The 18,888-nt window shown below is 68.1% G+C and carries 18 protein-coding genes; 11 read left to right on the top strand and 7 right to left on the bottom strand.

The window, feature by feature from the left end; all coding sequences use genetic code 11:
* Nucleotides 1-162 (top strand): RnfH family protein (locus tag AC1DYD_RS05535; protein WP_478171750.1); only part of this gene is annotated, 162 nt, incomplete at its 5' end.
* Between the two features lie 269 nt (nt 163-431).
* Here the strand turns inward: AC1DYD_RS05535 and AC1DYD_RS05530 are convergent.
* Nucleotides 432-950: a DUF4124 domain-containing protein gene (locus AC1DYD_RS05530; RefSeq protein WP_478171732.1), complete on the bottom strand. Its 519-nt coding sequence runs from the start codon at nt 948-950 to the stop codon at nt 432-434.
* Nucleotides 951-1,121: 171 nt separating this feature from the next.
* On the opposite strand from AC1DYD_RS05530, the gene guaB reads away from it, so the two are divergent.
* From guaB to AC1DYD_RS05490, 8 genes are all read left to right on the top strand, one after another.
* Entirely contained in the window at nt 1,122-2,591 is a 1,470-nt protein-coding gene (guaB, locus tag AC1DYD_RS05525; protein ID WP_478171731.1) for an IMP dehydrogenase, read from the top strand.
* A gap of 78 nt (nt 2,592-2,669) precedes the next feature.
* Complete coding sequence (locus tag AC1DYD_RS05520) at nt 2,670-2,918, top strand: type II toxin-antitoxin system Phd/YefM family antitoxin (RefSeq protein WP_478171730.1); 249 nt, start codon at nt 2,670-2,672, stop codon at nt 2,916-2,918.
* 11 nt (nt 2,919-2,929) lie between these two features.
* On the top strand, nt 2,930-3,349 hold the full coding sequence (locus AC1DYD_RS05515) for a type II toxin-antitoxin system VapC family toxin (RefSeq protein ID WP_478171749.1): 420 nt from the start codon (nt 2,930-2,932) through the stop codon (nt 3,347-3,349).
* A 9-nt stretch (nt 3,350-3,358) separates the two neighbouring features.
* On the top strand, nt 3,359-5,005 hold the full coding sequence (gene guaA, locus AC1DYD_RS05510) for a glutamine-hydrolyzing GMP synthase (RefSeq protein ID WP_478171729.1): 1,647 nt from the start codon (nt 3,359-3,361) through the stop codon (nt 5,003-5,005).
* Between the two features lie 461 nt (nt 5,006-5,466).
* Entirely contained in the window at nt 5,467-5,679 is a 213-nt protein-coding gene (locus AC1DYD_RS05505) for a hypothetical protein (protein WP_478171728.1), read from the top strand.
* Nucleotides 5,680-5,835: 156 nt separating this feature from the next.
* Nucleotides 5,836-6,528 (top strand): helix-turn-helix domain-containing protein, encoded by a 693-nt coding sequence (locus AC1DYD_RS05500; protein WP_478171727.1) that lies wholly within the window; start codon nt 5,836-5,838, stop codon nt 6,526-6,528.
* Between the two features lie 4 nt (nt 6,529-6,532).
* Nucleotides 6,533-7,801, top strand: coding sequence for a type II toxin-antitoxin system HipA family toxin (locus AC1DYD_RS05495; RefSeq protein WP_478171726.1), 1,269 nt, complete (start codon nt 6,533-6,535; stop codon nt 7,799-7,801).
* 155 nt (nt 7,802-7,956) lie between these two features.
* Nucleotides 7,957-8,490, top strand: coding sequence for a 2'-5' RNA ligase family protein (locus AC1DYD_RS05490; protein WP_478171725.1), 534 nt, complete (start codon nt 7,957-7,959; stop codon nt 8,488-8,490).
* A 13-nt stretch (nt 8,491-8,503) separates the two neighbouring features.
* Here AC1DYD_RS05490 and AC1DYD_RS05485 read toward each other — a convergent pair whose 3' ends face one another.
* From AC1DYD_RS05485 to AC1DYD_RS05475, 3 genes are read right to left on the bottom strand one after another with little or no spacing between them, the layout of a single operon-like run.
* Nucleotides 8,504-9,898, bottom strand: coding sequence for an L-serine ammonia-lyase (locus tag AC1DYD_RS05485; protein ID WP_478171724.1), 1,395 nt, complete (start codon nt 9,896-9,898; stop codon nt 8,504-8,506).
* A 7-nt stretch (nt 9,899-9,905) separates the two neighbouring features.
* Entirely contained in the window at nt 9,906-11,075 is a 1,170-nt protein-coding gene (locus tag AC1DYD_RS05480) for a M20 aminoacylase family protein (RefSeq protein ID WP_478171723.1), read from the bottom strand.
* Between the two features lie 22 nt (nt 11,076-11,097).
* The gene (locus AC1DYD_RS05475) at nt 11,098-12,432 is read right to left on the bottom strand and encodes a DUF3100 domain-containing protein (protein ID WP_478171722.1); all 1,335 of its coding nucleotides are present in this window, start codon (nt 12,430-12,432) and stop codon (nt 11,098-11,100) included.
* Nucleotides 12,433-12,550: 118 nt separating this feature from the next.
* Between AC1DYD_RS05475 and AC1DYD_RS05470 the strand changes: the two genes are divergently transcribed.
* Nucleotides 12,551-13,489: a LysR family transcriptional regulator gene (locus AC1DYD_RS05470; protein WP_478171721.1), complete on the top strand. Its 939-nt coding sequence runs from the start codon at nt 12,551-12,553 to the stop codon at nt 13,487-13,489.
* 97 nt (nt 13,490-13,586) lie between these two features.
* On the opposite strand, the gene AC1DYD_RS05465 is transcribed toward AC1DYD_RS05470, so the two are convergent.
* Genes AC1DYD_RS05465 through AC1DYD_RS05455 form a run of 3 tightly spaced genes read right to left on the bottom strand, consistent with a single transcriptional unit; the run spans nt 13,587 to nt 17,219 of the window.
* Nucleotides 13,587-14,285, bottom strand: a complete 699-nt coding sequence (locus AC1DYD_RS05465; protein ID WP_478171720.1) for a hypothetical protein — start codon at nt 14,283-14,285, stop codon at nt 13,587-13,589.
* Nucleotides 14,282-15,316, bottom strand: coding sequence for a phospholipase D-like domain-containing protein (locus tag AC1DYD_RS05460; RefSeq protein WP_478171719.1), 1,035 nt, complete (start codon nt 15,314-15,316; stop codon nt 14,282-14,284). The genes AC1DYD_RS05465 and AC1DYD_RS05460 overlap by 4 nt, the downstream gene beginning before the upstream one ends.
* A gap of 7 nt (nt 15,317-15,323) precedes the next feature.
* Nucleotides 15,324-17,219, bottom strand: a complete 1,896-nt coding sequence (locus AC1DYD_RS05455) for an ABC transporter ATP-binding protein (protein WP_478171718.1) — start codon at nt 17,217-17,219, stop codon at nt 15,324-15,326.
* A 114-nt stretch (nt 17,220-17,333) separates the two neighbouring features.
* Between AC1DYD_RS05455 and AC1DYD_RS05450 the strand changes: the two genes are divergently transcribed.
* Nucleotides 17,334-18,818, top strand: coding sequence for a sensor histidine kinase (locus AC1DYD_RS05450; RefSeq protein WP_478171717.1), 1,485 nt, complete (start codon nt 17,334-17,336; stop codon nt 18,816-18,818).
* Nucleotides 18,819-18,888 lie beyond the last annotated feature (70 nt).

Here is an 18,888-nt window from a genome sequence, read left to right as displayed (position 1 = left end):
GTCGCATGGACCCGCTGCGTGAGCGACCTCGACCGCGTCGAGCTGTGCCGTCCGCTCGCCGTGGACCCGAAGGTGGCGCGGCGCGAGCGATTCCGCCAGCAGGGCGCGCGCGGGACCGGATTGTTCGCGAACCGGCGCTCGGGCGGCAAGGCGGGGTACTAGGGCCTGTTCACACTACTTCCGGGGATCGCGTTGCCGGGCCAAGGGGCTGGATGCAAGGCGCCCGCGCGCAGCAAGGCTTTCGCCTTGCAAGCGCGGGCAACGCCGCAGACGGCCCCTTGGCCCGGCAACCCGCAGGGAAGGCCTGCCAGGACGAGCCACCCGGCGTTGCACTCCTTGCATGTGCCAACGCACATGCCGCGTCGCGCGCCTTGATTGGCCCGTCCTGGCAGGCCTTCGCGACCCCGGAAGTAGTGTGAACAGGCCCTAGCTCACTTGCATTCGGAGTCGATGACCGCCTGCAGCCGCTTCTGCTCGCTCGCGCGCGTGGCGTCGTCGATGATCTCGCGCTCGCCCTGGGCATTCAGGCGCGCGACGCGGATGCCGCTGTCCATGGTCGCTTTGCCCTCGCGCGCCCGGCTGCAATTTTCCTTCCTGGCTTGAGCGATCTTCTGCGTCTCGGCGGCCTGCCTGGTCTTTTCGGCCTCTTCGGCCTTGCGCGCCTTCTCCTCGAGCTCCTTGTCGACGCCGGCGGCTTTGGGGGCGGCCGGTGGCTGGGAAAGGGGCGCGGGGGCGGCCGCCACATCCTCGGCAACGGGCGGCGCACTGTAGTTCAACCGCTTGGCCGGCCCGCCGGGCCGGCGCAGGATGTTCTTCTCGGGCACGTCGGGCGGCGGCGCCTGATCGCTGAAGACCTTCTTGTTGTCCTTGTCCAGCCACTGCCATTGGGCTTGCGCGCCCAGGGGCAGCAGGAACACGGACCCGACGAGGAGCAACTGGACGAGCTTCATGGCCGGAAGTTTAGCGCCGCCTTACGTTTGGCAACTTGCTCGCTGGTGTTTTTGCAACGCTCGGACGGCATTTGGATGCAACTCGGTCCGAATGCGAGGCAGAAAGCGCTAATCCCTGCGTCGGCCCGGGCCGCGAGGCATCGTTACAATCCGTCTTTTGGAGCTTCACCCATGCGCCTTCTCGGCAAAGCGCTCACCTTCGACGACGTGTTGCTGGTGCCAGCGTTCTCCCAGGTCCTGCCCAAGGACACTTCCCTCGCCACCCGGCTCTCCCGCAACATCACGCTCAATCTGCCGCTGGTCTCGGCCGCGATGGACACCGTGACCGAAGCGCGCCTCGCGATCGCCATCGCGCAGGAGGGCGGCATCGGCATCGTCCACAAGAACCTCACCCCGGCCGAGCAGGCCGCCCAGGTGGCCAAGGTGAAGCGCTACGAATCCGGCGTGCTTCGCGACCCGGTCGTGATCACGCCAAGCCACACCGTGCGGGAGGTGATGGCGCTGTCGGACCAACTCGGCATCTCGGGCTTCCCGGTCTGCGACGCCGGCAAAGTGGTCGGCATCGTCACCGGCCGCGACCTGCGCTTCGAGAGCCGCTATGACGTGCCGGTGAGCGAGATCATGACCCGGCGCGACCGGCTCATCACGGTGCCTGACGGCACCACGCTGGCCGACGCCAAAGCGCTGCTCAACAAGCACAAGCTCGAGCGACTGCTGGTGATCAACGAAGCCTGGGAGCTCAAGGGCCTGATCACGGTGAAGGACATCACCAAGCAGACCAGCTTTCCGAATGCCGCGCGCGACGCCAGCGGCCGCCTGCGGGTGGGCGCGGCGGTCGGCGTGGGCGAGGGCACCGAAGAACGCGTCGAGGCGCTGGTCAAGGCCGGCGTCGACGCCATCGTGGTCGATACCGCGCACGGCCACAGCGCCGGCGTGATCGAGCGCGTGCGCTGGGTCAAGCAGAACTATCCGCAGGTCGAGGTGATCGGCGGCAACATCGCCACCGGCGACGCCGCCCGCGCGCTGGCCGATGCCGGCGCCGACGCGGTCAAGGTGGGCATCGGCCCAGGCTCGATCTGCACCACCCGCATCGTGGCCGGCGTGGGCGTGCCGCAGATCATGGCGATCGACAACGTCGCCACGGCGCTGCAGGGCACCGGCGTGCCGCTGATCGCCGACGGCGGCATCCGCTATTCGGGCGACATCGCCAAGGCGATCGCCGCCGGCGCCAGCACCGTGATGATGGGCGGCATGTTCGCCGGCACCGAAGAGGCGCCGGGCGAGATCGTGCTGTTCCAGGGCCGCAGCTACAAGAGCTACCGCGGCATGGGCTCGATCGGCGCGATGCAGCAGGGCAGCGCCGACCGCTACTTCCAGGAGTCGACCACCGGCAACCCGAACGCGGACAAGCTGGTGCCCGAGGGCATCGAGGGCCGTGTGCCCTACAAGGGTTCGATGGTCTCGATCGTCTACCAGATGTCCGGCGGCCTGCGCGCCAGCATGGGCTACTGTGGCTGCGCGACGATCGAAGACATGAAGAACAAGGCCGAGTTCGTCGAGATCACCACGGCGGGCATTCGCGAGAGCCATGTGCACGACGTGCAGATCACCAAGGAAGCGCCGAATTACCGGGCCGAATAGGCGTGCTTCTGGCCAGACATTGAAAATCAGGCCAGATCGACGTTAGAATTTGGGCCAGATTAAATTTTTCTGGCCCAAATGCAAACCCTCGGCATCGCGGAAGCCAAGAACAACTTCTCGGCCCTGATCGACTTGGTCGAGAAGGGCGAGGAAGTGCGCATCACCCGCCACGGCAAGGAGGTCGTGCGCATGCTGCCGGTGCGGCGCAAGCCGGTCATCACCGACGAGCAGATCGCGCGCGAGCTGGGGCAGATCGATGCCCTGCACGCCGCGATCAAGCCGGGTCCCGCGGTGCGGGCCCTGCGTGACGAAGGGCGGCAGTCGTGACGGCCTTCGTCATGGATGCTTCGGTCACCTCGGCCTGGCTGCTGCCGGACCAGGCCAGCGAACACACCCGCAAACTCTATGCCGCGATCCGCCGCGACGAGGTCGAGCCGCAGGCGCCCAACGCCTGGCAATGGGAGTGCGCCAACATCCTCGTCAATGGCGTGCGAAGCGGCCGCATTCCCTCCTCCGCGGTCGAAGGGCTGTGGAGCGTGCTGGACGCCATCCGGCATCGCGTCGAGCTGCACGAGCTGGCCCCGGCCCAGCACAAGGCGGTGCTCGCCGTGGCCATCGACGCCGATGTGTCGCTCTACGACGCGGGCTACCTCTGGCTGGCACGCTCGCTCGATCTTCCGCTCGCCACTTTCGACGCGCAACTCATCCAGGCGGCGCCGCAAGCGGGCGTCCGCCTCTTCGACATTTCAACGCTCTGAGTCTGCTTCATGCAACACGACAAGATCCTCATCCTCGACTTCGGCTCGCAAGTCACCCAGCTGATCGCGCGCCGCGTGCGCGAGGCGCATGTGTTCTCCGAGGTCCATCCCTGCGACGTCAGCGACGAATGGGTGCGCGAGTTCGCCAAGGACGGCAAGCTCAAGGGCGTGATCCTTTCCGGCAGCCACGCCAGCGTCTACGAGGAGACCACCGACAAGGCGCCGCAGGCGGTGTTCGAGCTCGGCGTGCCGGTGCTGGGCATCTGCTACGGCATGCAGACCATGGCGCACCAGCTGGGCGGCAAGGTCGAGGGCGGCCACAAGCGCGAATTCGGCTTCGCGGCCGTGCGGGCGCGCGGCCACACCGAGCTGCTGCGCGACATTGCCGACTTCACGACCGACGAGGGCCACGGCATGCTCAACGTCTGGATGAGCCATGGCGACAAGGTCACCGAGCTGCCGCCGGGCTTCAAGCTGATGGCGTCGACCGACAGCTGCCCGATCGCCGGCATGGCGGACGAGGCGCGGCACTTCTACGCCGTGCAGTTCCATCCCGAAGTCACGCACACCCAGCAGGGCAAGCCGATCCTCGAGCGCTTCGTGCTCGGCATCTGTGGCGCGCGGCCCGACTGGGTGATGCGCGACCACATCGCGGAGGCCGTGGAGGCGATCCGCCAGCAGGTGGGCGATGAGGAGGTGATCCTCGGCCTTTCGGGCGGCGTCGATTCGTCCGTCGCTGCGGCGCTGATCCATCGCGCCATCGGCGACCAGCTGACCTGCGTCTTCGTCGACCACGGCCTGCTGCGGCTGAACGAAGGCGACATGGTGATGGAAATGTTCGTCGGCCAGTTGCATGCCAAGGTGATTCGCGTCGATGCCAGCGAGCTGTTCCTCGGCAAGCTGGCGGGCGTCAGCGACCCGGAGGCCAAGCGCAAGATCATCGGCGGCGAATTCGTCACCGTGTTCAAGCAGGAAGCGGCCAAGCTCAAGGCCAGCGCCGGCGGAAGACTCGGAGTTGACGGCCTGCCGGCCGTCAAGGGCGCCAAGTGGCTGGCGCAGGGCACCATCTATCCCGACGTGATCGAGTCGGGCGGCGCCAAGAGCAAGAAGGCGGTCACGATCAAGAGCCACCACAACGTCGGTGGGCTGCCCGCCGAGCTGGGCCTGAAGCTGCTCGAGCCGCTGCGCGACCTGTTCAAGGACGAGGTGCGCGAGCTGGGTGTGGCGTTGGGCCTGCCGCCCGAGATGGTCTATCGCCATCCCTTCCCGGGCCCGGGCCTGGGCGTGCGCATCCTCGGCGAGGTCAAGAAGGACTACGCCGACTTGCTGCGCCGTGCGGACGCGATCTTCATCGAGGAACTGCGCAACTTCATCGACCCCTCGAGCGGCAAGAGCTGGTACGACCTCACGAGCCAGGCGTTCACGGTGTTCCTGCCGGTGAAGAGCGTCGGCGTGATGGGCGACGGCCGCACCTACGACTACGTGGTCGCGCTGCGCGCGGTGCAGACCAGCGACTTCATGACCGCCGACTGGGCCGAGCTGCCCTATGCGCTGCTCAAGAAGGTGTCGGGGCGGATCATCAACGAGGTGCGCGGGATCAACCGCGTGACCTACGACGTGAGCAGCAAGCCGCCGGCGACGATCGAGTGGGAGTGATTTGCCGCACTTCGCGGACATTCGACCGCTATTGCTAAGGCGCCTGCACCACGGCCGATGAGCCCGACAAGCTGCAGCGGGTCATGTCTGCAAGTCGCTGGACGTCGATCTGGCTGCTGAGGTGCTGGCCGTGCAGGGAGTCGGATCACTGTCGCGGAGGCCAAGCCGATGCCAGCCACGATTCTGTATGTGGTCGCGTTTCCGCTCGGCCAGGAACAAGCTGAGTTTGCGACACCGCGCACAGGCGGGCTCAAGCTCTGATGTAGCGGGCGGCCGATGCGCGCACTGTTGCCAGCAAGTCTGGACGCTCTGGCTTGCCTCAAGCCGATCAGGCGCATCAGCCGCCGGGGTGGTCACCCAGCCCGGCGCGACGGTGAAGGCGACCTAAATGTTGCCGAAGTGCCGAACATCTCCAATCGTTCACGGCACGGCCCCTTTGCTTCTGCCCTCCAGGATGGAGCATGCCCGGCCTCATGGAAGAGTCCGAGGCGCGTAATGCCGATAGTGGCAAATGCTCGATGAGTTTGCCAATCTCGTCGCGCAGGCCTGCCCGCGCGTGCTCGATTTCCGCGATCGGCAGCAGCACGATCAGGATCGACAACGACACCATCGACACCACCAACCTCAATCGCGTGCACGGGTCGCACGCGGCCGACGTGGTCCATGTTCTCTAGTGTCGGTCGAATAGGCCAAGAAGGCCAAAATTATGGCCTTTCCATGACAAGAACGCCAATATATTGGCGTTATCTGATGGAAAATTGGCTCAAATCCAATATCGCGATGGAAATATTATGGCGCTATTGACCACGAATGCCTAAAATATCGGCATTATGGCCAAGAAGACAGCCGCATTGCTCCCAATCACCGACGAACTGCTGCGTCAGTTCGGCGACCGCCTGCGCTTGGCGCGGCTGCGCCGTCGGCTCTCGGCCAAGCAGGTTGCAGAGCGAGCCGGGATGGCGCCCATGACACTGCGCAGCCTGGAGCGCGGTGGGTCGGGGGTGACCATGGGCGCCTACCTCGCCGTCATGCAGGTGCTGGGCATCGAAAAGGACCTCGACTTGCTCGGCAAGGCCGACCCTGTGGGCCGCGAGCTCCAGGATGCGCAACTGCCCGCGCACACCAAGACGACACGACCAAGCATGCCGCCGTCAGCCAAACGGCCGGCGACGGCCAAGAGGCTGGTGCCGGTTGCTGGCGCCGCGGCGGCGCTTCGCCATGCCATCGAAAACTCGCCGCAGGACCAACTGCGCAAGATGTTCGATTCCCTGCCCAGCGAGCAAATGCGCAAGGCACTCGAAGCACTGCCGGAAACGCAGATGCGCAAGGCGCTGGCCGCCATGCCGTCCGTGCAGCTGCGTGAAGCCGTGGACCGGCTGGATGCCCCCAACAGGCAAATCAAGAAGCTGCTCAAGCCTGCGGAGGACGCTCGCGACTGGATCAAGAAGAGCGGCTTCGCCAGTGCCGATGCACTTGCTGGCTTGATCGAGCCCTTGGCGTCGCTGAAGAAGAAGGGGCGTTGAGCCGATGGCCGCAACTATCGCCGTCTATGCAGACTGGGTCGGCCTCGCAGAGCCGCTGCGGCTGGGGTGGCTGCATGCCGGGCGAGGAGCAGGCCGGGAAGTTTTCGAGTTTGAGTTCGACGCCGCGGCGCTGGCCCACCACGCCACCGGGAACTTGCACCTGGATTCCCGGCTGGGCCTCTTCGAAGGTCGGCAGCACCCGCCGCAGGGGCACGAGACCTTCGGCGTGTTCGCGGATGCGAGCCCGGATCGTTGGGGCCGGTTGCTGATGCGCCGCCGGCTGGAGCGCGCGCAGCGGGCAGGGCAGGTGGGCAAGGCCGTGCGCCTGCATGAATCAGACTACCTGCTGGGCGTGCACGACGGCTATCGTTCCGGGGCGTTGCGCTTGCGGCGCGATGACGCCGGCGACTTCCTGGACAACCAGCACGGCGCGGAAGCGCCGCCATTCGTGCAGCTGCGCGAACTGGAAGCGGCCAGCCTGGCGCTGGAGCGCGATGAGGACAACACCTCGGCGGCGGGCGACGACTGGCTGCGCATGCTGATCGCACCTGGCGGTTCGCTCGGTGGTGCGCGGCCCAAAGCCAGCGTCGTTGATCCGCAGGGGCACTTGTGGATCGCCAAGTTCCCCAGCGTGCGCGACGAGCACGACGTGGGCGCCTGGGAACTGGTAGTGCAGACCCTCGCGAAGGGCTGCGGCCTCGCCGTGCCGCAAAGCCTGGCCCGCAAGTTCGCGAGCCAACAGCACACCTTCCTGGTGAGGCGCTTCGACCGAACGCCAGCGGGCAGGCTTCACTTCGCCTCGGCGATGACGCTCACGGGACGCCTGGATGGCGATGATGCATCGACAGGTGCGAGCTATCTGGAGATCGCCCGCGTGCTGATCGACCACGGTGCGAACACCATCGCAGACCTGCGTGAGCTGTGGTCGCGCATCGTGTTCAACATGCTGGTCTCCAACACCGATGATCACCTGCGCAACCACGGTTTCATCCTCGCGCCCGGCAAGGGCTGGCGCCTGTCCGATGCCTACGACATGAATCCAGTGCCCGAGTCGCAAGGCCTGAAGCTCAACGTCAGCGAGGCCGACAACGCGATGGACCTCGACCTGGCGCGTTCGGTGGCGCCGTACTTTCGGGTCTCCAAGAAGCTGGCCGACGAGATCGTCGCGCGCAGCCAGTCCGTCGTGAGGCAGTGGCCAAAGATCGCCGACAGCCTGAAAGTTCGTGCTCGGGAGCAGGAGCGGATGGCTGCGGCGTTTCGACTCGCTGGCTGATCAGGCGGTCTGCCAGCCTCGGCGGAACAGCGTCCAGAAGTTCCGGAAACGGAAGCAGAAGACGTGCAGAATGCTGTTGCGAACCTCGGCGATCGTTGACGATTGATGCGCTGGAGTAGTTTCCGGTCCTCGGAAACCATTGAGTGGGATGAGCGGTGAACGGCCTCTTCTTCGCGCTGCAGCCGGATCCAGCGACCGCTGCCCAGGCCGCGGAACTGGCCCTGCGCCTGCGTGCCGATCACGGCCTCGAGGCCCTCGCGACCATGGCTGAGCGGCTGCATGTGACCTTGCACCACCTGGGCTCCTGGCCCGAGTTGCCGGAAGACCTGGTGACGAAAGCCCGACAGGCGGCGGCAAGCTGTCAATGCGCGGCCTTCGAGCTGTGCTTCGATGGCGTCACGAGTTTCCAATCGAGAGCAAGAAAGCACCCGCTGGTACTGGTGGGGCGCGAAGCGATGCCGGCCCTGCAGGCCTTTCGCATTGAGCTGGGCGCGGCGCTGCGCCTGTACGGCGTGGCGGCTGAGCAGGGCGCCTTCACGCCGCACATGACCCTGCTGCGCGACATGCGGGTCGTGCCGGACCTGCCGGTGGCACCCATCGTCTGGCAGGCGCGCGAGTTCGTCCTGATCCGGAGCCTCATCGGCAAGGGTCGGCAGATGGTGCTCGGACGCTGGCCCTTGCACGGCTGAGCGCCGCGGCGCCTCAGCACTCCACCACGTTCACCGCCAGCCCGCCGAGCGACGTCTCCTTGTAGGTCGACTTCATGTCCTCGCCGGTCTGCATCATGGTCTTGATGACGGCGTCGAGCGATACATAGTGGTTACCGTCGCCGCGCAGCGCCAGCCGCGCCGCGTTGATGGCCTTGACCGCGCCCATCGCGTTGCGCTCGATGCACGGGATCTGCACCAGCCCGCCGACCGGATCGCAGGTCAGGCCGAGGTTGTGCTCCATGCCGATCTCGGCCGCGTTCTCGACCTGGGCCGGCGTGCCGCCGAGCGCGGCGGCCAGCGCGCCGGCCGCCATCGAGCAGGCCACACCGACCTCGCCCTGGCAACCGACCTCGGCGCCCGAGATCGACGCGTTGGCCTTGTAGAGCATGCCGATCGCGGCGGCGGTGAGCAGGAAGTCGACGATGCCGTCGTCCGAGGCGCCGGGGCAGAACTTCTCGTAGTAGTGCAGCACCGCGGGAATCACGCCCGCCGCGCCGTTGGTCGGCGCGGTCACCACGCGGCCGCCGGCCGCGTTCTCCTCGTTGACCGCCATCGCGAACGCGTTGACCCAATCCATGGCGGCGAGCGGGTCGGCCGCTCCGGCGCCGGCGTCGCGCGCCAGCAGTTCGCGGTGAAGCTGCGGGGCCCGGCGACGGATGTTCAGGGTGCCGGGCAGGCGTCCGGCGGCGCTCGGATTGTCGATGCCGAAGCCGCGTTGCACGCACTGCCGCATCGCGGCCCAGATGCGCAGCACGCCCGCGCGCACCTCGGCGGGCGGGCGCCAGACGCTCTCGTTGGCCCGCATCAGCTGGGCGACCGACAGGCCGCGCTGCACCGCGTGGGAGATCAGCTCGTCGCCGGTGCGGAAAGGGTGCGGCCAGACCAGAGCGCCGCAGGCCTCGGCCGGCGCCGGCTCGGCACCGCCCTCGACCACGAAGCCGCCGCCGACCGAGAAATAGCAGCGATCGACCAACACGGTTCCGGCCGCATCCAGCGCGACCATCCGCATGCCGTTGGGATGCTCGGCCAGGGACTGTTCGCCGATGAAGAGAATGTCGCGCAACGGGTCGAAGCCGATCGGATGGCGGCCCAGCAGCAGCAACGTGCCGGAACGCCGCAAGGCCTCGATCCGGGGCTGCACCGCGGCGGGGTCGACGCTGTCCGGCGCCTCGCCGAAGAGCCCGAGGATCACACCCACGTCGGTCGCGTGGCCGCGCCCGGTGGCGCCGAGCGAGCCGTGCAGGTCGACCCGCACCCGCGCCGTGCGCGCCAGCAGGCCATCGCGCTCGAGCGCGCCCGCGAACATCAGCGCCGCCCGCATCGGACCGACGGTGTGCGAGCTCGACGGCCCGATGCCGATCTTGAAAATGTCGAAGACGGACAGCATCGCCCGACTATGCGGCCGCCAGTTGCTGCTTGACAAGCGCCACCCAGTAGGCGGCGCCGAGCGGCAGGATCCGGTCGTTGAAGTCGTAATAAGGGTTGTGCACCGGCGGGTCGTTCGGGCCTTCGCCGGCGCCGATGCCGATGTAGGCGCCGGGCCGCTTCTGCAGCATGAAGGCGAAGTCCTCCGAACCCATCGCGGGCGGGATGTCGGTGTGGACCTGCGCCTCGCCGACCAGGCTGGCGGCCGCGGCGACCGCGGCCGCGGTCTCGGCGGCGGTGTTGACCACGCCGGGGTAGCCGCGCATGTACTTGAGCGCCACCGTGGCGCCATGGGTCTGCGCCATGCCGGTGCAGATCTGGTTCATCGAACGCTCGACCCGGTCCTGGATGGCGGCGTCGAGCGCGCGCGCGGTGCCGCGCAGCACCACCGTCTCGGGCACCACGTTCCAGGTGTCGCCGCCGTGGATCTGGGTCACGCTGACCACCGCGGAATCGGTGGCGCCGATGCGGCGGCTGACGATGGTCTGCAGCGCGTTGACGAGCTGGGCCGAGACCATCACGGGGTCGATGCCGGTCTCGGGCATCGCGCCGTGGCAGCCCTTGCCGGTGATCACGATCTCGAAGGTGTCGAGGTAGGCGGTCATGGTGCCGGTGCGGATGCCGAACTGGCCGCGCGGCATGCCCGGGAAGTTGTGCATGCCGTAGACCGCGTCGGCCGGGAACCGGTCGAACAGGCCTTCCTCGACCATCCTGCGGCCGCCGCCTTCGTTCTCCTCGGCCGGCTGGAAGACGAAATGGACCGTGCCCTGGAAGGGCCTGTGCCGCGCCAGGTGATCGGCCGCGCCGAGCAGCATGGCGGTGTGGCCGTCGTGGCCGCAGCCGTGCATCTTGCCCGCGCAGGTCGACTTGTGGGCGCGCTCGCCGAGCTCGGTCATGTTCAGGGCGTCGAGGTCGGCGCGCAGCGCGATGCGCGGGCCTTCGCCGCTCTTCAGCGTGCCGACCACGCCGGTGCCGGCCAGGCCCCGGTGCACCGGAATGCCCATCAGCTTCAGCGCATTGGCGACGACGTTGGCCGTGCGGTGCTCCTCGAAGGCGGTCTCGGGGTTGGCGTGGATGTCGCGGCGCCAGGCCAGCATGCGCTGGCGGGTGTCTTCGGCGATCTCGGGTTCGCGGTACATGGAGCGTTCGGTCTCGACAGGGTCAGTGGAAGAATTCGGCGATCAGCGTCGCGCCGAGGAAGGTGCCAGCGGTGGCGGTCAGCGAGACCACCACGATGCGCCAGCCGAGCTGGCGGAACATCGGCAGGTCCTTGGCGACCGAGAAGCCGGCCAGCGCCAGCACCGGCGTGGTGAAGGCCATGAAATTGAGCTTGGCGGTGACCGCGATCAGCGCGTCGGAGAACGGCAGCAGGCCCGGAATGCCGGCCACCGTGGCCACCATCGAGAGCACCAGCACCATCGGCATCTTCGGCACCAGGCGCTTGACCAGCCCGACCACCCCCACCACGGCGATGATGGCGAGCATGCCGGCCAGCGACTGCAGCATCGGCACCTTGAAGGACAGCAGGTTGCCGATCATCACGCCGCCCGCCATCACGATCCAGGCGACCAGGTTGTCGGCGAAGCGGAGCTCCGGTGCGGCCACGCCCGTCATGCCGGCGAGCGCCGCGGTGTCTGCCGGCTGGCGCTTCGAGAAACGACCGAGCACCGGCTCGAGCTTGCCGTACAGCCACGAACACAGCGGCAGCGACAGGAACAGCGTGAAGTAGAAACCGACCACCGTGGTCAGCAGGTTCGAGGCGGCCGCGATGGCGGTCAGCTGCTCGACCATCTCGGGCGGCTGCTGCGCGCTGATGGCGCCGATGGCTGCGGCCATCAGGCTGCCCGAGCCGACGCCGGCGCCCATCGCGAGCGAGCGCGGATCGAAGATGCCGAGGCTGGTGATGAAGCCCGCGAGCACCGCGATGAAGAGGGCGCCGAGCACCGTGCCGGTGATGTACTCGGCCAGCACGCCGCGGCCCTCGGCCGAGGCCATGCCGTACTTCTCGCCGATGATCGCCAGGTTGCCCTCGCGGCCGACCGAGAAGGTGGCGCCCACCGCCTCGCGCTTGATGCCGAGCAGCAGGGCCAGCGGCAGGCCCAGCGCCAGGGTGCCGAAGGCATGGCCGAATTCCTGGAACACCAGCGCCCAGCCGGCCTGGCGCACATAGGGCAGGGCGGCGCCGACCGTGAGGCCGAGCTTGACGATGAACAGCAGCAGGCCGACGTTGAGCAGGCCGCCCGCGTAGGACTGAAGCCCGGTGTGGATGCGGACCCCCGAGGGCGTGTGGCGCGCGGCGACGCCCCACGCCGCAGCCAGCAGCAGCGCCCACAGCATCGGCAGCAGCACCACCTTGCCGGGGCCCAGCTTGAACTGCGCGGCACCGATCAGCTCGGCGACGGTGACGACGATCAGGGCCACGGCAACGAGCTTGAGCTTGCCGAGGGCGGAGGCGTCCAGCGCTTCAGGCGCGAGCGCGGCGGTGGCGGAAGTCATGGGGCTTCGATCTCTTCTGGGATGGGATGCAGCGAGTCTCAAAGAAAGAAGTCCTTGCATCAATGACTAAAATTCAGGATCTTTGTTGCATTGAATGCAACGCTCGCGGGGTGAGGACATGGATGACAAGCTGGACACGCGGCGCTTGCGCTACTTCATGCAGGTGCTGGAAAGCGGCTCGGTCCGCGGCGCCGCCGAGGTGCTCGACATGGACCCGTCGGCGGTCAGCCGGGCCGTCGGCCTGCTCGAGAAGGAATGCGGCACGGTGCTGCTCGAGCGGCACGGGCGCGGTGTGGCGCCCACCGATGCCGGCGAGCTGCTCGCGGTCTACCTGCGGCGCCAGGAGAGCCAGAAGCAGCACTTGCTGGCGCAGATGGACGCCATCCGAAAGGTCGAGCGCGGCCACATCGACATCGTCGCCGGCGAGGGCTACATCGACTGGCTGATGCGCCACAGCCTGCAGGCCTTCATGCGCTCGCATCCGGCGATCACGGTGTCGCTCGAGGTCGGCAGCAGCGACGAGATCGTGCGCCGCGTGATCGACGAGCGGGCCCACATCGGGCTGCTGTTCCAGCCGCCCCGGGACGAGCGGCTGCGCTCGCATCACTCGCACCCGCAGCCGATCCAGGCGCTGGTGCTCGAGACCCATCCGCTGGCGCGCCTGGGCCGGCCGCTCAAGCTGGCCGATCTGCTGCCTTATCCCGGCGCCACGCTTCAGCGCAGCTTCGGGGTGCGCCAGCACATCGAGGCGGCCGAGATCGGCGAGGGCGTGCGGCTGCCGACCCTGCTGACCACGACCTCGTTCAGCGCGCTCGGCTATTTCGTCGTCGCCGGTCTGGGCTATGCGCTGAGCACACGGATGTCGCTGCCGCCGCACTTGGACACGACCGCGGTGGTCGAGCTGCCGATGAAGAACCCGCTGCTGCACCAGGGCCGCTCGCACGTGATCTCCCGCCACGGCCGCATGCTGGCGCCCGCGGCGACCGAGCTGCTGCGCCGGATCGTGAGCGACATGGCCGGCACCCTGGGCGCCACGGCGCGGCAACCGGCGGGCTGACCTGACGGGTCGGGGTTGCGGCACGTACTTGTTGCCGGCCGCCTTGTAACGCCCGATCGCGGCCTTCAGGTCGTCCGGCGGACGCGGTACAGGGAGTTCAACAGCTGCTTCCCAATTGGGTCTTGCTCTGCTGGAGCGGCTTGACGCCACGCGCGATCAACGGATGCACCACCCGGCGGGCGAATGCCTCGCGTTCGGCGTCGCTGTCCTTGCCGTTCGCCGACACCTCGAAGGCCTGCCTGCCGCCGGACAGGCTCCAGTGTTCGATCTTGAGCTGTCCCGAGCTCATCCGCAGCATGCTGCTGGTGCAGTCCAGCGGCTTGGCCATGAAGCGCGCCGGCAGCAATTCGGCGATGTGGCCGTCGGCCTCGCAACTGCGCGAGTAGTTCTTCTTCCAGACGCCGTCCGCGCTCCAGCCGACGTCGACTTCGTTCTTCCGCTTGGCGTCGACCTGGAAGGGACAGCGCCAGTCGGCCTGGGGCCCGCGGGACGGGAAGGCGGCGGGGCTTCGCAACTTGTACATCGATTCCATCTCGCCCCCCGAGAGCCGCTCGCGGGCGATCGCACTGGCGCCCGCGGGCGCATCCGTGGGCTGCTTGATGCTGAAATAGCGGACCTCGAAGTTCTTGCGCTTGCCTTCGGGAAGGTGCAGCGACTCGGCGATCGCCTCGATCGAGGCGGGGCCGCCGTCCGCCGGGTCCCAGCGGATCGCGAACTCGGCATCGGCCGCCGCCAACGCCGCGCTGGCCGCCAGCAGGCACGCCGCCGCGAGCCCGATGCGCTTCACGGGGGTCAACCTTTCGCCTTGTCCTTGTGCTTCTTCGGCTTGTCGGCCGCCGCTTCGGCGTCGCCGTCGAGCACCAGCTTGCTCGGGTCGAGCTGGCGCTTCTGCAGGTCGTGCAGCAGGCCCGCATCGCTGAGGTCGATCTTGTGGGAAAACTCCCAGTCGCGTTGTGCGGTTTCCTCCAGCCGCTGCACCGTGCCGGATTCGTCGGTCTCGATCGCCAGCTCGCGGCGGCCGTCGAAGCTGCCCGGCGCCAGGTTGATCGAGCCCACGATGGCCCGCGTGCCGTCGGCCAGCATCATCTTCGCGTGCAGCTTCAGGTGCTTCATGGTGTGCACCTTGGCGCCGACATCCTGCAGGATCCGCAGCCCGCCCACGCCCTCGATCAGCTTCTCGGCCTTGAGCGAATGGGGCGGCTTGGTCAGGATGTGGACCTTGACGCCACGGGTCGCGGCCCGCACCAGGCGCTCGATGATCACGGTGTCCTGGTAGCGCTCGTTCTGCACCCACAGCGAATGCTGCGCGCCGTCGATGAAGGCGGCCACGCGCCGGCGGCCGTTGTCGGGGCACCAGATCAGGCGCGACTCGGGATGCGGCGAGAAGTCCTCGTGCGCCCAGTCGGCATCGAAGCAGGCGACCATCTCGCGGGTCTCGAGGTCGTGCGTCGTGACGACCGCGTAGTCGCGCGTCTCGGTCAGGTCCTTGGGCTCCCAGTTCAGCGATTCGACGAAGCCGACCTGGTCATCGATCACCATCGATTTCTGGTGCGTCAGGTCGAACTTCGGATTGCTGTCGCGGACCTCGATGCCGGCGTCGACCAGGGCTTGCCGCGAGGCCTCGTTTTCGGCTTCGCCGGTGCGCCGCGCCGGGTTCAGCATCACGCGGACCTTGACGCCGCGCTGCTTGGCGGCAATGACCGCGCCGAGCAGCGTCTCGTCGGTGAACAGGAACATCCGGATGTTCAGGGCGAGCTTGGCCGCGTTGATCGCGTCCAGGATCGGCTTGGCGGTGTCATCGGGCAGAACGATCAATCGGTGCGACATGATTTCCTCAGGCGGGCGCGGCCACTGTGGCCGTCGGATTGTCAAACTGGATGCGATGCAGCTCGGCATAGACGCCGCCGAGCGCGACCAGCTCGTCGTTGGTGCCTTCCTCGACCACGATGCCGTCCTTCAGCACGATGATCTTGTCGGCGTTGCGAAGCGTGCTCAGGCGGTGCGCGATCATGATCACGGTGCGGCCCTGCATCAGCCGCTCCAGGCCTTCGATGACCAGGCGTTCGGACTCGGTGTCGAGTGCCGCCGTCGGTTCGTCGAGGATCATGATCGGGCTGTTGCGGATCACCGCGCGCGCGATGCCGATGCGCTGGCGCTGGCCGCCCGAGAGCGTGTCGCCGCGTTCGCCGACCAGCGAGTCGTAGCCATGCGGCATGCGGCTGATGAACTCGTCGGCATTGGCGAGCTTGGCCGCGGCCACGATCTCCTCCCGGCTGGCGCCGGGCTTGCCGTAGGCGATGTTCTCGCCGATGGTGCCGCGGAACAGCACCGTTTCCTGCAGCACGAAACCGATCTGCGCGCGCAGCGAAGGCAGCTTCTGCCGGCTGATGTCGACGCCGTCGATCAGCACCCGTCCGGCGGTCGGATCGTAGAAGCGCGGCATCAGGCTGACCACCGTCGACTTGCCGCTGCCGGTCGGCCCGACGATGCCGACCACCTGGCCCGGCTTGATCGTGAAGCAGACGTCGCGCAGCACCGGGGCTTCGTCGCCATAGCCGAAGGCGACGTGCTCGAAGGTGATTTCTCCCTTGGCGCGACCGGGATCGATGGCGTCCTGATGCTCGTGGATGATGTCGTCGGCACCGAGGATCTTCTGGATCCGCTCGAGCGCCACGGTGGTCTGGGCGATGGTGCTGGCCATCCCGGCCAGGTCCTTGACGGGCTTGAAGAACTTGCTCAGGTAGGCGAGGTAGACGGTGAGGGCGCCGGCCGTCATGGTGCCGGCGATGATCAGCGCGGTGCCCTTCCAGAGCACGATGCCGGTGCACAGCGCCACCACCACGGCCACCACCGGCGACAGCAGCGACTTGATCTTGCGCGCCCGCAGCGCGGCCTCGGTGCTGGCATGGCTGGCGGCTTCCATGTGTTGCACCTCGAGGTCCTGGCGGCCGAAGGCCTTGATCGCACGCACCGAGCCCAGGCCTTCCTGGACCACCGCGACGATCTCGCTCTGGCGTACCCGCACTTCGCGCGTGACGTCCTTCACCGCCTTCTTGAAGCGGAACACGAACAGCAGCAGGAAGGGCATCACCGCAATCGCGATCAGCGTGAAGTCCCAGTCCAGCCAGATCATCAGGCCGAGCATGAAGACGATCGTGACGATGTCCACGAGGATCGACAGGGTCGACGAGGAGGCGAAGGCCTGCACCGTCGAGACATCGCTGGTGATGGTCGACATCAGGGTGCCGGTCTTGGCGCTGTCGTAGAAGGCCAGCGAGAGCCGGTGCAGGTGCTCGTAGATGCGCAGCCGCAGGTCGTTGGCGACCCATTGCCCGATGCTGGTGGTGTAGTAGTTGTCGATGTAGGTCGCAATTCCGCCGATGACCGCGATCGCCAGGGTCGCGATACCGGCGAACAGCGCCACGCCCAGCGTGTGGCGGCCGATGCCGAGCTGATGCACCCATTCGAGCCAGTGCGGCAGGTGGTGGGTGCCGAGGGCGTCGTCCAGCACCAGTTTCAAGGGCCAGGGCGCCGCCAGGCTCATCAGCACTTCCACCACCATCGCGGTCAGCACGATGGCCAGCCAGCCTCGGTAGGGCTTGACCAGGCCGAGCACCAGGCGCGTCATGTCCTGGCCCTGCGCTTTTGCCGCATGCCTGGCGGCCCGGGTGGCCGAGTGCTGCAGGGGGTCAGTGGCAGCCGGCGCTTCTGTGGGTAGTGGCGTTGACATGCGGAGGGCTGGTGAGTGGGGCGACTCTCAAAGTCAGGGGATTGTGAACTTAGGCGCGCAGCCAACGCAAGCATCGGGCTCGTCCTCTTTGGTGACCCGGGCACAATCCGCGCCATGAGGCAATGGTTGCGTACGCAGGGGGGCTGGTGGCTCGCATGGCTGCTGGCCGCCGGCACCGGCGCGGTCTGGCTCGCGCGCGGCGAGCTTCGGCAGTTGCGCGAGGATTTCGAGGTCAACGGCCGCATTGCCCATCGGCTCATGAGCCAGCAGGTGGTGCAGTACGACGCCGTACTGGCGACCCTGGCGCTGCTCGAGCCGGTGCCGGGCGCCGCCCGCTCCGAGCGCCGGCTGCCTTCGGTGTACCCCTCGATCCGCGATGTCGAGCGGCGCGAGGCGGATGCCGCGTGGCCGGAGCCCGCCCTGGCGCCGGCCGAGGCCCGTTCGCGCCAACTGCAGCGCCCCGAGTTCGTCGCCGACGACTTCGCCAGCGGCCGCTACCGGCTCGTGATCGGCGCGCAGCCGATCAGCTATGCGCTCGACATCGACCTGGCGACCGCGGTGCCGTGGCGCGACTGGCCGATGGATCCGAAGCGCAGCCCGGTGCGCGTGACGCTCGAGCATGCGGGCCAGCGCTTCGTGATGCAGCCGGGCGCTCCGGCCGCCGATGGCGGCTGGCGCTTCGATTTCCGCAAAGTGCTGGCCTCGGAAAGCCAGGCCTTCGAACTGGTGGCCGAGCGGCGGGTCTCCTGGGCCGAATTGCCCTGGGCCGCGATGGGCGCCTGGTCGGTCGCGATGGCCCTGGCGCTCGGCGGCGCCTATGCGCTGCGGCGCCAGCGCATCGAGCGCCGCCGCGCCGAGGAACTGCTGCGGCTGGGGCAGGTCGCGCGGCTCAACGCGCTCGGCGAACTGGCGGCCGGCATGGCCCATGAGCTGAACCAGCCGCTGACCGCGGTGCTGGCCAACACCCAGGCGGCCCAGCGCCTGCTCGCCGAGGAGCCGCCCGAGCTGGGCACCGCCCGTTCGGCGATGAAGCAGGCTGCCGAGCAGGCGCGGCGCGCGGCCGACGTGGTGGGTCGGCTGCGGCGAGTGATCGAACGGCCCGACCGGCAGGCCGGGATGCGGCCGGTGGCGCTGCAGGAGGCGCTGCGCAGCGCGCTGCATCTGCTGGCCCCCGAGATGGCCCGGCGCTCGGTCTCGCCGGCCGTCGAAGATGCGGCGCAGGCGCCCGTGATGGTGCAGGCCGATCCGGTCGCGCTCGAGCAGATCGTCCACAACCTGTTGATGAACGCGCTGCAGGCGCTCGACCCGTTGCCGCCCGGCGAGCGCCGTCTGAAGCTCTCGCTCGGCGTCGAGGCCGGCCGCGGCGTGCTCGGCGTGAGCGACAACGGCGCCGGGCTGTCGGCCGAAGCCCTGCCGCGCGTCTTCGAGCCTTTCTTCAGCACGCGGGAGGGCGGGCTCGGGCTCGGCCTGAGCCTGTCCGAGACGCTGGCCAGCGGCATGGGCGGATCGCTCGAGGCGGCGCATGCCGCGCCGCGCGGCGCCCGCTTCACGCTGCGGCTGCCGCTCGCGAGCCGCAGCGGCCAGGAGGGGAAAGCATGAGCGCCGCCCGGCCGCCCGAAGGCGCTCGCACCGCAGTGCGCAGCACGGAGGTTGCCTTATGAGCCGCCGG

Source organism: Variovorax sp. P4_B11 (genome assembly GCF_056402355.1).
The sequence above is the reverse complement of the archived record's forward strand: the minus strand, read 5'-3'. Positions and strand labels throughout refer to the sequence as shown.

Coding starts and splice junctions, on each gene's coding strand:
- AC1DYD_RS05455 (WP_478171718.1), bottom strand. CDS start 17,219: ATGTCAACGCCACTACCCACAGAAGCGCCGGCTGCCACTGACCCCCTG.
- guaB (WP_478171731.1), top strand. CDS start 1,122: ATGCGCCTTCTCGGCAAAGCGCTCACCTTCGACGACGTGTTGCTGGTG.
- AC1DYD_RS05485 (WP_478171724.1), bottom strand. CDS start 9,898: ATGCTGTCCGTCTTCGACATTTTCAAGATCGGCATCGGGCCGTCGAGC.
- AC1DYD_RS05450 (WP_478171717.1), top strand. CDS start 17,334: ATGAGGCAATGGTTGCGTACGCAGGGGGGCTGGTGGCTCGCATGGCTG.
- AC1DYD_RS05475 (WP_478171722.1), bottom strand. CDS start 12,432: ATGACTTCCGCCACCGCCGCGCTCGCGCCTGAAGCGCTGGACGCCTCC.
- AC1DYD_RS05505 (WP_478171728.1), top strand. CDS start 5,467: ATGCCCGGCCTCATGGAAGAGTCCGAGGCGCGTAATGCCGATAGTGGC.
- AC1DYD_RS05530 (WP_478171732.1), bottom strand. CDS start 950: ATGAAGCTCGTCCAGTTGCTCCTCGTCGGGTCCGTGTTCCTGCTGCCC.
- AC1DYD_RS05480 (WP_478171723.1), bottom strand. CDS start 11,075: ATGTACCGCGAACCCGAGATCGCCGAAGACACCCGCCAGCGCATGCTG.
- AC1DYD_RS05515 (WP_478171749.1), top strand. CDS start 2,930: ATGGATGCTTCGGTCACCTCGGCCTGGCTGCTGCCGGACCAGGCCAGC.
- AC1DYD_RS05500 (WP_478171727.1), top strand. CDS start 5,836: ATGGCCAAGAAGACAGCCGCATTGCTCCCAATCACCGACGAACTGCTG.
- guaA (WP_478171729.1), top strand. CDS start 3,359: ATGCAACACGACAAGATCCTCATCCTCGACTTCGGCTCGCAAGTCACC.
- AC1DYD_RS05460 (WP_478171719.1), bottom strand. CDS start 15,316: ATGTCGCACCGATTGATCGTTCTGCCCGATGACACCGCCAAGCCGATC.
- AC1DYD_RS05520 (WP_478171730.1), top strand. CDS start 2,670: ATGCAAACCCTCGGCATCGCGGAAGCCAAGAACAACTTCTCGGCCCTG.
- AC1DYD_RS05495 (WP_478171726.1), top strand. CDS start 6,533: ATGGCCGCAACTATCGCCGTCTATGCAGACTGGGTCGGCCTCGCAGAG.
- AC1DYD_RS05470 (WP_478171721.1), top strand. CDS start 12,551: ATGGATGACAAGCTGGACACGCGGCGCTTGCGCTACTTCATGCAGGTG.